At 65.5% G+C, this 12,577-nt stretch carries 14 protein-coding genes; 11 read left to right on the top strand and 3 right to left on the bottom strand.

Features of this window, described 5'->3' with window-relative positions; translation table 11 throughout:
• Window positions 1-3 precede the first annotated feature (3 nt).
• A complete protein-coding gene (locus tag ACR80S_RS12050) occupies window positions 4-360 on the top strand; it encodes a CidA/LrgA family protein (RefSeq protein WP_435399619.1) in 357 nt (118 codons plus the stop codon).
• Window positions 357-1,091: an LrgB family protein gene (locus ACR80S_RS12045; protein ID WP_435403286.1), complete on the top strand. Its 735-nt coding sequence runs from the start codon at window positions 357-359 to the stop codon at window positions 1,089-1,091. Before ACR80S_RS12050 ends, ACR80S_RS12045 begins: the two co-directional genes overlap by 4 nt.
• 62 nt (window positions 1,092-1,153) lie before the next feature.
• Here the strand turns inward: ACR80S_RS12045 and ACR80S_RS12040 are convergent, their stop codons facing one another.
• Complete coding sequence (locus ACR80S_RS12040; protein WP_435399621.1) at window positions 1,154-1,507, bottom strand: hypothetical protein; 354 nt, start codon at window positions 1,505-1,507, stop codon at window positions 1,154-1,156.
• 162 nt (window positions 1,508-1,669) lie between these two features.
• Here ACR80S_RS12040 and ACR80S_RS12035 point away from each other — a divergent pair, with 162 nt between their 5' ends.
• The 5 genes from ACR80S_RS12035 (at window position 1,670) to ACR80S_RS12015 (ending at window position 6,264) form a co-directional block, all read left to right on the top strand.
• On the top strand, window positions 1,670-1,843 hold the full coding sequence (locus ACR80S_RS12035; protein WP_435403285.1) for a DUF2970 domain-containing protein: 174 nt from the start codon (window positions 1,670-1,672) through the stop codon (window positions 1,841-1,843).
• Window positions 1,844-1,978: 135 nt separating this feature from the next.
• Entirely contained in the window at window positions 1,979-3,100 is a 1,122-nt protein-coding gene (gene coxB, locus ACR80S_RS12030) for a cytochrome c oxidase subunit II (RefSeq protein WP_435403284.1), read from the top strand.
• Window positions 3,101-3,141: 41 nt separating this feature from the next.
• Window positions 3,142-4,776 carry a cytochrome c oxidase subunit I gene (gene ctaD / locus ACR80S_RS12025; RefSeq protein ID WP_435399624.1) on the top strand — a complete coding sequence of 545 codons (1,635 nt, stop codon included), beginning with the start codon at window positions 3,142-3,144 and terminating at the stop codon, window positions 4,774-4,776.
• Window positions 4,777-4,810: 34 nt separating this feature from the next.
• The gene (locus ACR80S_RS12020) at window positions 4,811-5,410 is read left to right on the top strand and encodes a cytochrome c oxidase assembly protein (protein WP_435403283.1); all 600 of its coding nucleotides are present in this window, start codon (window positions 4,811-4,813) and stop codon (window positions 5,408-5,410) included.
• Window positions 5,407-6,264, top strand: coding sequence for a cytochrome c oxidase subunit 3 (locus ACR80S_RS12015; RefSeq protein WP_435399626.1), 858 nt, complete (start codon window positions 5,407-5,409; stop codon window positions 6,262-6,264). Before ACR80S_RS12020 ends, ACR80S_RS12015 begins: the two co-directional genes overlap by 4 nt.
• 67 nt (window positions 6,265-6,331) lie before the next feature.
• On the opposite strand, the gene ACR80S_RS12010 is transcribed toward ACR80S_RS12015, so the two are convergent.
• The gene (locus ACR80S_RS12010) at window positions 6,332-6,526 is read right to left on the bottom strand and encodes a DUF2909 family protein (RefSeq protein WP_435399627.1); all 195 of its coding nucleotides are present in this window, start codon (window positions 6,524-6,526) and stop codon (window positions 6,332-6,334) included.
• Between the two features lie 10 nt (window positions 6,527-6,536).
• Between ACR80S_RS12010 and ACR80S_RS12005 the strand changes: the two genes are divergently transcribed.
• From ACR80S_RS12005 to cyoE, 3 genes are all read left to right on the top strand, one after another.
• Complete coding sequence (locus ACR80S_RS12005; RefSeq protein ID WP_435399628.1) at window positions 6,537-7,274, top strand: SURF1 family protein; 738 nt, start codon at window positions 6,537-6,539, stop codon at window positions 7,272-7,274.
• Window positions 7,275-7,956: 682 nt separating this feature from the next.
• A complete protein-coding gene (locus ACR80S_RS12000; RefSeq protein WP_435403282.1) occupies window positions 7,957-9,021 on the top strand; it encodes a COX15/CtaA family protein in 1,065 nt (354 codons plus the stop codon).
• A gap of 4 nt (window positions 9,022-9,025) precedes the next feature.
• Window positions 9,026-9,952: a heme o synthase gene (gene cyoE, locus ACR80S_RS11995; RefSeq protein ID WP_435400078.1), complete on the top strand. Its 927-nt coding sequence runs from the start codon at window positions 9,026-9,028 to the stop codon at window positions 9,950-9,952.
• 68 nt (window positions 9,953-10,020) lie between these two features.
• Here the strand turns inward: cyoE and ACR80S_RS11990 are convergent, their stop codons facing one another.
• The gene (locus tag ACR80S_RS11990; RefSeq protein WP_435403281.1) at window positions 10,021-11,478 is read right to left on the bottom strand and encodes an SLC13 family permease; all 1,458 of its coding nucleotides are present in this window, start codon (window positions 11,476-11,478) and stop codon (window positions 10,021-10,023) included.
• Between the two features lie 256 nt (window positions 11,479-11,734).
• Here ACR80S_RS11990 and cysQ point away from each other — a divergent pair, with 256 nt between their 5' ends.
• A complete protein-coding gene (cysQ, locus tag ACR80S_RS11985; RefSeq protein WP_435403280.1) occupies window positions 11,735-12,568 on the top strand; it encodes a 3'(2'),5'-bisphosphate nucleotidase CysQ in 834 nt (277 codons plus the stop codon).
• Window positions 12,569-12,577: the final 9 nt, after the last annotated feature.

Genomic DNA, 12,577 nt, shown 5'->3' with positions numbered 1-12,577 from the left:
GGAATGCCATTGATCATGGGGATGAGCGTGCTGCTGATCTGCCAGTTTCTGGGGGAGTTGCTGGCACGCGGATTGATGCTGTCGGTGCCGGGTCCGGTCTTCGGCATGGTGATCCTGCTGGCGGGTCTGCTGGCGCGGGGTAAGGTGCCGGACAGCCTGCGCATGACAGGCGAGGGCCTGCTGCGTTACCTGACGCTGCTGTTCGTGCCGGCGGGGGTGGGGCTGATGGTCCACTTCCGGTTGATCGGCCAGGATCTGTGGCCGATCCTGGTCACCCTGGTGCTTTCCACGGCGGTGACACTGGGCGTTACGGCCTGGGTGCTGGACCGGATGAACCGTCGGCGGGGAAGTCGCTCTTGAACGTCGCCGATCTGGACCAGCTGTGGGTCTACCTCTCCGGCAGTCCGCTCCTCTCGCTGCTGGCGACCCTGCTGGTGTTCGCCTTGGCGGTGCGCATCAACAGGGCATTGGGAGGCACACCGCTGCTGCATCCCGTCACGCTCTCCATCGCCATGCTGATCGGGCTGCTGATACTGGTGGACATGGATTATCCCACCTACTTCGAGGGTGCCCAGTTTATCCACTTCCTGCTGGGGCCCGCCACCGTGGCGTTGGCCATTCCGCTCTACGATCATCGTGAACGGGTGCGGCGTCTGCTGGGTCCGCTGCTGATAGCCTGCATGACGGGAATCGTGACCGCGGTGGCGTCTACTCTGGGGCTGGCCATGGCCCTGGGGGCGCGGCCGGAGACCGTGCTCTCCCTGGCGCCGCGCTCGGTGACCTCGCCCATCGCCATGGGGATCGCCGAGCAGATCGGCGGGATTCCGTCCCTGGCCGCGGGCCTGGTGTTGCTGACCGGCTCCATCGGCTGTGCGCTGTCGCCCTGGGTGTTCCGGCTGTTGAGGGTGCAGGACCCTGCCGTGCAGGGCTTCACCCTGGGCCTGGCCGCCCATGGCTTCGGCACCGCCCAGGCCTTTGCCCGTATCGGGGCGGTCGCCGGGGCCTTCTCGGGCTTGGCCATGGGGCTGACCGGCTTGCTCACCGCCTTCCTGCTGCCGTTGCTGACCCGACTGTTCGGCCTGGGAGGGTGATCGACAAGAAAGCGGCGCCTGATGGCGCCGCTTCGGGTGGCAAGGGGGAGGGCGGGGGCTTGTCAGATCTCTTCCCAGAGCCGCTTGCGGAAGTCATGGCTGAGCTGGGCGGCCTGCTCCATGCGAGTGTGCTGAGCATCGGTCATCTGCTTGACGAGTTTCTGGTAGCAAGCCTGGACCTCCTCGGCCGTGGCGGGATTCTCGTTGTGCAAGCATTCGGTCATCTGCTGGCCGCTTTCGGCGACTGCCTTGAGAAATTGTGCTTCGAACTTCATCGCCTCTGCCAGGCTCTCCATCCAGGCCGCTTGCATCTGCGCCATGGGGTTGGCGCCCTTTATCCATTGTTCCTGCCACCAGGCCAGCATGGGGTTGGCATTCATCATGCCCGGGTCCATGCCGAAGGGATGGGTCTTCATGATCGCCTCCTGAACGGGCCCCATGGGGCGCGCTGCGGGGAATTGAGAGTTAGCATCTAGAGTATAGTTGAGGTGGCCTGGGTCGTGCCGCAGACGTCATGCTTTCATGACGCCCGTCACACCGCCCCCAGCTACCCGGATAAGCAGACAAGGAGTTGGACCATGTGGGGTGTGATCAAGTCGGTACTGGCGGCGTTCTTCGGCGTGCAGAAGGAGCAGCAGCGCCAACAGGATTTCGAGCATGGCAGGCCAATGGCGTTCATCCTCGTGGGCGTGGGGATGGGCCTGATCTTCGTGGTCGGGGTGGCGGCGCTGGCCATCTCGGTCGCGCGCTGAGGGTGGCCGCGTTGAATCTGGCGTTGGTACGCTCGGCATCTGTGGCGGTTTGTCACGGCAGGCTCCTATATACTGGCTTCAAAACACAGCTAATGTTGCGTTAAACGCGATGACAACAATAACGAGGAGGCGCCGATGCGCACGTTGTTTGTGTGGATGGCGGGCTGTCTGATCGGGCTTGCGTCAGGGCCTTCAGCCGTTGCCAGCGGTTGGAACATGCCGGTAGGTGTCACCGACCTGAGCCGCGAGATCTACTCACTGCACATGATCATCTTCTGGATCTGCGTGATCATTGGCGTGGTGGTGTTCGGGGTGATGTTCTACTCCCTGTTCAAGTTCCGTCGCTCGCGCGGCGCCCAGGCAGCCAATTTTCACGAGAACACCACGGTGGAGGTGCTGTGGACCGCGGTCCCTCTGGTAATCCTGGTCGGCATGGCGGTACCGGCCACCGCGACCCTCAAGAAGATGTACGACGCCTCCGATGCGGAATTGGACGTGATGATCATCGGCCAGCAGTGGCGCTGGCGCTACGAGTACCTGGGCGAGGACGTGGCCTTCAACTCGAGCATGAGCACGCCCCGCGCCCAGATCCGCGGCGAGGAGACGCGCGAAGAACACTACCTCCTCGAGGTGGACAACCCCCTGGTGCTGCCCATCAACCGCAAGGTGCGCTTCCTGATGACCTCCGACGACGTCATCCACTCTTGGTGGGTGCCTGATTTCGCCGTTAAGCAGGACACTATTCCCGGCTTCGTTAACGAGAACTGGGTGCGTATCAACGAGCCCGGCATCTATCGCGGCCAGTGCGCAGAACTCTGCGGCATGGACCATGGCTTCATGCCCGTCGTGGTGCATGCCATGGAGGAAGAGGATTTCGAGGTCTGGCTCGGCGAGCGCAGGGACGAGGCCGAACAGGAGGCCATGGGCGTCGACCGCGAGTGGGCCCTGGATGAGCTGATGGAGCGGGGCGAAACGGTCTACGCCAGCATCTGTGCCTCCTGCCACCAGGCCGAGGGGCAGGGCGCTGCACCGGCCTTCCCGGCGCTGGCCGGCAACCAACGGATTATCGACGATGCGGACTGGCACCTGGATGTCATCCTCAACGGCGTGTCGGGTACGGCGATGCCCGCCTTCCGCAGCACTCTCAATCCCGTCGAGATCGCCGCCGTGGCCACCTGGACGCGCAACGCCTGGGGTAACGATACCGGGGATGCGATTCAGCCTGCCGTGGTGGTCGAGAAACTGGCGAACCAGTAACAGTAAAATAACAGCAAAATGACAGATCAGGGAGATTCACGATGGCGCCCAAGCTGCCTCCGCATCACCCCGTCGAGCAGAGTACCTCGGCTACCGCCGGCGGCCAGGCATCCGCCCATCATGCGCCGCCGCGCGGCATCCTGCGCTGGCTGCTGACTACCAATCACAAGGAGATCGGTAGCCTCTACCTGATCTTCTCGCTGATCATGTTCTTCGTTGGCGGGATCTTCGCCCTGGTGGTGCGCGCCGAGCTATTTCAACCGGGGCTGCAGCTGGTCAATCCGGAATTCTTCAACCAGATGACCACCATGCACGGCCTGATCATGGTCTTCGCGGCGGTCATGCCGGCCTTCACGGGGTTGGCCAACTGGATGATCCCCCTGCAGATCGGCGCGCCCGATATGGCCCTGCCGCGGCTGAACAACTTCAGCTTCTGGCTGCTCCCGGTAGCCTTCCTGCTGCTGCTCTCCACACTGCTTATGCCGGGGGGCGGGCCCAACTTCGGCTGGACCTTCTACGCGCCGCTCTCCACCACCTATGCGCCGCCGTCCACCACCTTCTTCATCCTCTCGCTGCATATCGCCGGCATCAGCTCGATCCTTGGCGCCATCAACATCGTCGCTACCATCATCAACATGCGCGCCCCGGGCATGCGGATGATGGACATGCCGCTGTTCGTCTGGACCTGGTTGATCACCGCCTTCCTGCTGATCGCGGTGATGCCGGTGCTGGCGGGGGTGATTACCATGATGCTGATGGACATCAACTTCGGCACACACTTCTTCAATGCCGCCGGCGGCGGGGACCCGGTGCTGTTCCAGCACCTGTTCTGGTTCTTCGGGCACCCCGAGGTCTACATCATGATCCTGCCGGCCTTCGGTATCGTCTCGGCGATCATCCCGACCTTCGCCCGCAAGCGGCTGTTCGGCTACGCCTCCATGGTCTACGCCACGGCCTCCATCGCCATCCTCTCCTTCCTGGTATGGGCGCACCACATGTTCGTGGTGGGGCTGCCGCTGGCCGCCGAGCTGTTCTTCATGTACACCACCATGATCATCGCGGTGCCCACCGGGGTGAAGGTGTTCAACTGGATCACCACCCTGTTCCGTGGCTCCATCACCTTTGAGCCACCGATGCTGTTTGCCCTGGCCTTCGTGGTGCTGTTCACCATTGGCGGGTTTTCCGGCCTGATGCTGGCCATCGCCCCGGCGGATTTCCAGTACCACGACACCTACTTCGTGGTGGCTCACTTCCACTATGTGCTGGTGCCGGGGGCAGTGTTCGCGATCATGGCGGGGGTCTACTACTGGCTGCCCAAGTGGACCGGCCACTATCCGAACGTGAAGCTGGCCCAGTGGCACTTCTGGCTGTCGGTGATCGGTGTCAACCTCACCTTCTTCCCCATGCACTTCGCGGGGCTTGCCGGGATGCCACGGCGCATCCCGGACTACGCCCTGCAGTTTGCCGACTTCAACCTGGTGTCGAGCCTGGGGGCCTTCATGTTCGGCGCCTCTCAGCTGGTCTTCGTGGCGGTGGTGATCCTCTGCGTGCGCGGTGGCGAGAAGGCACCGGCCAAGGCCTGGGAAGGCGCCGAGGATCTCGAGTGGAGCGTGCCAAGCCCGGCGCCGCTGCATACCTTCGAGACGCCGCCGACGTTTCAGCGCCATGAGCACTGAGCAGACACCGGCACAGTGCCGCAGGAGGTGACCCATGACTGAGTCGGAACGCCGCTCGCCCCAGGCCAATCCCGGCGTGCGCCGTACGGTGGTGAGGTCGGTGGCCACCCTGGTGGGCATGTTTGCCTTCGCCTTCGCCTTGGTGCCGCTGTACGACGTCTTCTGCCGCGTCACCGGGATCAACGGCAAGGTGGAAACCACCGCCCAGGCCATCGTGCACGAGGGGGTGGATGAGTCGCGCTATGTCACGGTGCAATTCATTACCCGCAATGGGTCCGGGCTGCCCTGGAACCTCGAGGTGGAGAACCGCCAGGTTCGCGTCCACCCGGGGCAGAGCACCGAGGTGGGCTTCGCCTTCCATAACGCCAGCAGCGAAGGCACCTGGGGGCGGGCGGTGCCCAGCGTGTCGCCCTCCAACGCCACGCGCCACCTGCGCAAGGTGAGTTGTTTCTGCTTCGAGGAGCAACACCTGGCGGCGGGCGAACGCCTGGAGCTGCCGCTGGTGTTCCAGTTGTCCCGGGATCTGCCTCCCGAGGTCAATACCGTAACCCTGGTCTACACCCTGTATCCCGTCACCCGTGATGAGGCGCCGCTTCAGGCCCGGGCGACTGCTGGCAAAGGAGATGAGGCATGAGTGGTGGCAGCTACTACGTTCCGGCAACCAGCAAGTGGCCGATCCTGGGCTCGCTGGCCCTGGGACTGATGATGATCGGCACTGGCATGGTGCTGGTGCACGACCGCGGGACCTCGATCATGACGCTCGGCCTACTCGCCGTACTGTCAGTAATGGGGTTCTGGTTCCGGGATGTGGTGAAGGAGTCCCGTGGTGGGCTCTATGATGCTCAGATGGATCGTTCCTTCCGCCAGGGCATGGGCTGGTTCATCTTCTCCGAGGTGATGTTCTTCGCAGCCTTCTTCGGGGCGCTGTTCTACATCCGCACCTTCGCCCTGCCATGGCTCGACGGAGAGGGGGCGAAGGGCGTGGCGGCGTTGCTATGGCCTGAGTTCACCGCGAGCTGGCCGCTGCTGGAGCCGCCCGGTAACGTGGCCGGCCCCCGTGACACCTTCAGCCCCTGGCAGCTTCCGCTGGTCAACACCCTGATCCTGGTGGCCTCGAGCATCACTCTGACGGTGGCCCACGAGGGGCTGAAGGAGGGGCACCGCGACACCACCCGCAACTGGCTGTTCGCCACCCTGCTGCTGGCCATCAGTTTCATCACCATCCAGGGCGTCGAATACTACGAGGCCTATGTCCACTATGGCATCACCCTGGAAGCAGGCATCTACGGGGCGACCTTCTTTCTGCTCACCGGCTTTCACGGCGCCCACGTGATCATCGGGGCGACTATCCTGGCGGTGATGCTGATGCGGGTGTTGCGCGGCCACTTCTCCAGCGACAACCACTTCGGTTTCGAGGCCGCCTGCTGGTACTGGCACTTCGTGGACGTGGTGTGGATCGGCCTGTTCCTGTTCGTCTATGTCTTCTAGGGCACACCCTTCCCGTCCCGGTCTCTCAGTGCGCCGCCTTCCGGGACGGCGCCTTACAGGGTGGCGATCAGCCAGCGAGGCCGCCGACGTAGAAGCCGTAAAAGAGCAGTGCAAGCAGGGTGGCGGCCATCGCAACACGCACCTTGAGTGACACCAGCAGTCGGCGCGAGGTGGCGCCATCGCGAAGCAGGAAGCCGGCACCGGCGGCAAGGCTCGCCAGCATGGCCAGGAATACCAGCGCGATCAGGACCTTGAGCAGCATGGAACACTCCTTGAACGATTCTTCCTCTCAGCATGCCCGTCGCGGGCCATGGCGGCAACGCCTGTGGTGGGTGCTGTGGGCGCCGCTGGTGCTGCTGGGTCTGGGGCTCGGGCTGTGGCAGTGGGAGCGGGCCGCCGAGAAGCGCGACTACCTGGCGGCCCTCGAGGCGGCACCGCACCTCGAGGCGCCGCGCGAGCTGCCGCCGGATGGCACCCGGCTGACCTTGAGCGGCGAGTACCTGCCCGAGCTGACCCTGTTCCTCGATAACCGCATTCTCGAGGGTCGTCACGGCGTGGCGCCACTGACCCCGCTGCGTACCGACGACGGCCGAGTGTGGCTGGTACAGCGTGGCTTCCTGGCCAGCGGCGCCGGCCGCGAGACGCCCGAGGTGGCAACGCCCTCCGGGCGTGTGACCCTGGAGGGTCGCTGGCAGGTCGCCGGCAAGGGAGCGCCACTGTTCGGCCCGAACCGCGAAGGGCAGCGCCTCCAGCGGATTCAGCTCGATGCCTGGGAGATGCCCTTCGCCCATGATGGCTGGCTACATCTCGAGCAGGGCCCGGGCCTTCTGGCGTCCTGGTGGACGCCCAGCGTGATGCCTCCCAGTCGACACCTGGGCTATGCGGTGCAGTGGTGGGGACTGGCGCTGGCCGCCCTGGTGGTGATGGTGATCGGTGGTCGGCGCCTGGGGCGTGACCGGCGATCGACCGGTGCAGGTTCGTATCGTACAGACAAGCAGGAGAGCTTGTGATGAGTCAGACCTCTCGAGCACGTGCTTCTCGCCTCAAGGTCCTGGCACTGGTATCGCTCTTTGCGCTGCCGCTGCTAGTGGCCTGGGCCATGGTGACCTGGCGGGTCGGTATTCCCGAGCAGCGGACCGCCCATGGTGATCTGGCGCCGGATATCCCGGCGCTGTCGGCCTGGCCACTGGTGGGTGAGTTCGCCCCGGCAGTGGCCGGTGACTGGGTGCTGGCCTTTGATTGCAGCGCCGATTGCGCGGCCCTGGCCGACCAGTGGTGGCGCCTGCATCGGGCCCTNCCACTGGTGGGTGAGTTCGCCCCGGCAGTGGCCGGTGACTGGGTGCTGGCCTTTGATTGCAGCGCCGATTGCGCGGCCCTGGCCGACCAGTGGTGGCGCCTGCATCGGGCCCTGGGGCGCGAGGCGCCCCGGGTCAGTCGCCTGCGCGTCGGTGGTGACACCGAGGCGCTGCCCGGCGAGGCGCTGGCGAACTGGACCGAACGACCGGCGTGGCACGCCCCCGACCGTCTCTGGGTGCTGGACCCCCAGGGCCTGCCGGTGCTCGCTTACGGGCCCGAGGCGTCACCACGCGACGTGCTCGATGATATCAATCGCCTGCTGCGCATGAACCCCGAGGTGCTGCGTCGGGAAAAACCCAAGCTGGCGGGACGATAGGAACGACAGGGATGACGGCAATGACCAACGAAGCGTCTCGGCGCCGCCTGCGGTGGCTAAAGGCCTTGAGCCTGGTAGGGGTGGTTTTCACCGTGGCAGTGATTCTGGTGGGGGTGTTCACGCGGCTGGTGGATGCCGGCCTGGGATGCCCGGACTGGCCGGGTTGCTACGGCCGCCTTGTGGTGCCGGATGAATCTCGCGCCATGGCCCATACCCCGGAGGCCCCCCTCGAGACCTTCCAGGCCTGGGTCGAGATGGTGCACCGTTACGTGGCGTCGGCCCTGGGGCTGCTGGTGATCGCCCTGGTTGTTCTCGGGGCCCCGCTGCGCCGCCGTCCCGACTACCCCAGGGGCGTGAGTCTCGCGCTGCTGGCGGTGATCCTGGTGCAGGGCGCCTTTGGGGCCTTCACCGTGACCCTCAAGCTGTGGCCCCAGGTGGTGACCCTCCACCTGCTCGGTGGGCTGTCGGTGATGCTGCTGTTCCTGTGGCTGCATCTGAGGTTGCGCCGCTTCGACGGCGGCCGGCTGACGTTCGGCGGCGTGGCGCCGCCGCGGCGTCCGCTGACGGCGCTGTGGGGGCTCGCCGTGGTGCTGCTGGCGGCACAGATCGCCCTGGGGGGCTGGGTCTCCAGCAACTACGCCGGTATCGCCTGCCAGGGTTTTCCCACCTGCAACGGCCAGTGGTGGCCAGCCATGGACTGGAGCGAGGGCTTTCACCTGACCCAGAGCGTGGGGCCCAACTACCTGCATGGGCAGCTGCATGCCGATGCGCGCACGGCGATCCAGATGGGCCATCGCCTGGGAGCCCTGGCGCTGGGGCTGGCGCTGCTGGCTCTGGCCGTCGGCCACTGGCATGAGTCCCGGCTGCGCCCCTGGCTGGGTGCCCTGATGGGGCTCTTCGCCGTGCAGGCGGGGGTGGGCATTGCCAATGTGCTGCTGTGGCTGCCGCTGTGGCTGGCCCTGTTGCATACTGCCGGGGCGGTGGCGCTGGTCATTGCCCTGGCCATGGCGATCTGGGTATGGCGTGAAACTGAAGCGGCGCAAGCATTACAACAATCGACCAAGAAGGAGTGGGTCCATGTCTGAGGCCATGCTGACGCAAGTTCGTACGGCGGCGTCCGTGCCGCAGGAGTTGGCCCGCTGGGGCTGGCGTGACCTGCTGACACTGTGCAAGCCGCGGGTGGTGGTGGTTATGTTGGTGTGTGCTCTGGTCGGCATGGCGCTGGCGCGTCCCATGCTGCCATCGCTTGCCGTGGTGTTCTTCGGGCTGGCGGGCATCGGACTGGCCGCCGGGGGCGCCGCGGCCTTCAACCACGTGGTCGATCGCCGCCTGGATGCCCTGATGCTGCGAACTTCACGTCGCCCGCTGGCGTCTCGTCGCATGCCCAGTGCCGTGGCGCTGGCCTGGGCCACGCTGCTCTCGGTGGCGGGCATCGGCCTGCTGGCCTGGCAGGTCAATGCGCTTACCGCCTGGCTGACCTTGGGCTCGCTGATCGGCTATGCGCTGGTCTATACCGCCTTTCTCAAGCACGCGACGCCCCAGAACATCGTGATCGGCGGCGTGGCCGGGGCGGCCCCGCCGCTGCTGGGGTGGACCGCGGTAACCGGCCAGGTCGGGCCCGAGCCGCTGCTGCTGATGTTGATCATCTTCGCCTGGACGCCGCCGCATTTTTGGGCGCTGGCGCTTCACAAGCGCGACGAATATGCCCGGGCCGGGGTGCCGATGCTGCCGGTGACCCACGGCGAGGCCTTCACCCGCCTGCAGGTGTGGCTATACGGCTGGCTGACTGTGGCGGTGACCCTGATGCCCTTCGCTATTGGCATGAGCGGGGCCGTCTACCTGGTGGGCATGGTGGTGCTCAATGCGCGCTTCATGTTCTGGAACTGGAAGGTATGGCGTGGTCAGGATCCAAAGGCCCCCCTAGCCGCCTTCTGGTTCTCGATCCGGTATATCCTTGGGGTCTTCGGGGTGCTGTTGCTGGACCACTACGCCATGGCCTGGTCCTTGTGGGGGTAACCAACCCCGAGGCACAGACGACGACGCCCGGCCTAGGCCGGGCGTCGTCGTTTTTGCAGGACGACTGCCTACCAGAAGGTGACCACCAGGAAGTAAGCCATCAGGGTCACCAGCACGGTGCTGATCAGGTTGAGCGCGAAGCCGGCGCGGATCATCGACTGGATCTTCATGTGCCCCGTGGCGAATACGATGGCGTTGGGCGGCGTGGCCACCGGCATCATGAAGGCACAACTGGCAGCGATGGCGGCCGGCACGGTGATCAGCAGCGGCGAGATCTCCAGCGACAGCGCCAGGGCGCCCAGCAGCGGCAGAAAGGCGGCGGCGGTGGCGGTGTTGGAGGTCACCTCGGTGAGGAAGATGATCACCAGCACCACCACGGCGATCATGGCCAGCAGCGGGAAGGTGCCGAAGATGGCAAGCTGCTCGGCGATCCAGCTGGCAAGCCCGGTGCGGGTGATGGTGCCGGCCAGGGCCAGGCCGCCGCCGAACAGCAGCAGGATGCCCCAGGGCAGCTTCTGGGCCTCTTCCCAGATCATCAGCCGCTCGCCGTCGCCACGGCCGCTGGGTACCAGGAAGAGCACCACGCCGGCGGTGATGGCGACGCCGGTATCGGAGAGCCAGGTCAGGCCCAGGTCATTGAGCAGGGGGCGCACCACCCAGGCCACTGCCGCCAGGGAGAAGATGGTTGCCACCCGCTTTTCGGCGGGGCTCATCGGCCCGAGTTTGGCCAACTCGTTGCCCACCATGCCGGCACTGTCCTCCCCGGCCTCCAGGCTGAAGCCCTCGCGGGTCAACCACCACCAGGCGGCGGCCATCATGGCGATGCTGATGGGCAAGCCGATGACCATCCACTGGGCGAAGCCGATGTCGATGCCGCGATCCTCGGCCAGGTAGCCGGCCAGCAGGGCGTTGGGCGGGGTGCCGATCAGGGTCGCCACACCCCCGATGCTGGCAGAATAGGCGATGGCCAGCAGCAGGGCCGTGGCGTAGCGCTTGACCTCGGCGGGGTCGCTGTCGCCGAGCAGGCTGATCACCGACATGCCGATGGGCAGCATCATGATGGCGGTAGCGGTGTTGGAGACCCACATGCTCAGGAAGCCGGTGGCGATCATGAAGCCGCCGATCTGACGGCGAGGCTGATGGCCCACCAACTGGAGCACATGCAGCGCCAGGCGCCGATGCAGGTTCCAGCGCTGCATCGCGATGCCGAGCAGGAAACCGCCCAGGAACAGGTAGATGATGGGGTTGGCATAGCTGCCGGTGGCCTCGCCCAGAGTGCCGAGCCCGAGCGCGGGAACCAGCACCATGGGTAACAGCGAGGTGACTGGAATGGGCACGGCCTCGGTGGACCACCAGGTGGCCATCAGCAGGGCCATCCCCACGCAGGCCCAGGCGGCCTCGTTCATGCCGGCGGGGGGCGGCAGGATCAGGGTAGCCACTAGCAGGGCGGGGCCCAGCCACAGGCCAAAGCGGCCGGGGCCGGAGGGGCCCGGTGTCTTCTCCGGAACGTCGGGAATCGTCTGCATGCATGTCTCCATCGGCAGGAAGGGCACCCGGCAGGTGTGATTCGACGCGGGATTCCACTTAAGTTGTAGAAAATTGTCAGAAGTCTTTTGTTCGTCTTTGGTCGAATGTCCCTTGTTGCCGTCCGGTAGCGACCCTCATCCTTGGAGGTAGCCATCTGCTTGCCCGATGCCGGTTGTCTCCAGCCTGTTTTTTCGTAACGCCCTTTCGAAGCAACCTTTCCTAGCAACCTGCATATTCACCCCGGGGAGCCTCACCATGACGCCATACGATGTTCCTGCGGATCTCGAGGATCTGGTCATCCTCTGCGAGCAGGCGGGCCGTGCCATCCTGGCGGTGCGCAAGGCGGGCTTTCGGGTCGATTCCAAGGACGACGCTTCACCCGTGACGGCCGCGGACCTGGCCGCCAACGAGATCCTGGTAGCGGGCCTGACGGCCTGCTCGACGTTGCCAATTCTCTCCGAGGAGGGTCGCGACGTGCCCTGGGCCGAGCGCCGGGGGTGGCGACGCTTCTGGCTGATCGACCCGCTGGACGGCACCCGTGAGTTCGTCGATGGCTTCGATGACTTTACCGTCAATGTAGCGCTGATCGAGGCGGGCAGGCCGGTGCTTGGCGTGGTGCATGCGCCGGCCTCGGATACCAGTTGGGCCGGCGTCGTCGGGGAGGGGGCCTGGCGCTGGCAGGAAACTGAGCGCCAGGCGATTCGCGTGGCACCGCACTGGCCGCCGCGGATACTGGCCAGTCGGGCCCATCTGGATGCCGCCACCCGGGAGTGGATCGCGGAGATTCCCGGGGCGCAGCTTTCCCGCTGCGGCAGCTCGGTGAAGTTCTGTCGTATCGCCGAGGGCCAGGCCGATCTCTATCCACGCTTTTCGCCGACCTGCGAGTGGGATACCGCCGCCGGTCAGGCGGTGCTTGAAGCGGCGGGGGGAACGGTGCTGGCCGCCAAGACGTTGGACCCGTTGCGCTGCCAGCAGGGCGAGAGCCTGGTCAACGGCCACTTCATTGCCTGCGCGGCGCCGGCGTGGAGGGAACGCCTGGCCGTCATATCATGTCAGGCGGTTTGGGGTGAGCGGAAACCGTTGGTATAATGAAACTTA

This window comes from Halomonas salsilacus, assembly GCF_051216275.1.
In the GTDB taxonomy this organism is placed as follows: Bacteria; Pseudomonadota; Gammaproteobacteria; order Pseudomonadales; family Halomonadaceae; genus Halomonas.
This window is presented reverse-complemented; position numbering and strand designations above follow the sequence as displayed.

What these genes read in the sequence shown, in the direction of transcription:
- ACR80S_RS12050 (WP_435399619.1), top strand. Translation starts at nt 4, where the DNA reads ATGCCATTGATCATGGGGATGAGCGTGCTGCTGATCTGCCAGTTTCTG.
- ACR80S_RS12040 (WP_435399621.1), bottom strand. Translation starts at nt 1,507, where the DNA reads ATGAAGACCCATCCCTTCGGCATGGACCCGGGCATGATGAATGCCAAC.
- ACR80S_RS12035 (WP_435403285.1), top strand. Translation starts at nt 1,670, where the DNA reads ATGTGGGGTGTGATCAAGTCGGTACTGGCGGCGTTCTTCGGCGTGCAG.
- coxB (WP_435403284.1), top strand. Translation starts at nt 1,979, where the DNA reads ATGCGCACGTTGTTTGTGTGGATGGCGGGCTGTCTGATCGGGCTTGCG.
- ctaD (WP_435399624.1), top strand. Translation starts at nt 3,142, where the DNA reads ATGGCGCCCAAGCTGCCTCCGCATCACCCCGTCGAGCAGAGTACCTCG.
- ACR80S_RS12020 (WP_435403283.1), top strand. Translation starts at nt 4,811, where the DNA reads ATGACTGAGTCGGAACGCCGCTCGCCCCAGGCCAATCCCGGCGTGCGC.
- ACR80S_RS12015 (WP_435399626.1), top strand. Translation starts at nt 5,407, where the DNA reads ATGAGTGGTGGCAGCTACTACGTTCCGGCAACCAGCAAGTGGCCGATC.
- ACR80S_RS12010 (WP_435399627.1), bottom strand. Translation starts at nt 6,526, where the DNA reads ATGCTGCTCAAGGTCCTGATCGCGCTGGTATTCCTGGCCATGCTGGCG.
- ACR80S_RS12000 (WP_435403282.1), top strand. Translation starts at nt 7,957, where the DNA reads ATGACCAACGAAGCGTCTCGGCGCCGCCTGCGGTGGCTAAAGGCCTTG.
- cyoE (WP_435400078.1), top strand. Translation starts at nt 9,026, where the DNA reads ATGCTGACGCAAGTTCGTACGGCGGCGTCCGTGCCGCAGGAGTTGGCC.
- ACR80S_RS11990 (WP_435403281.1), bottom strand. Translation starts at nt 11,478, where the DNA reads ATGCAGACGATTCCCGACGTTCCGGAGAAGACACCGGGCCCCTCCGGC.
- cysQ (WP_435403280.1), top strand. Translation starts at nt 11,735, where the DNA reads ATGACGCCATACGATGTTCCTGCGGATCTCGAGGATCTGGTCATCCTC.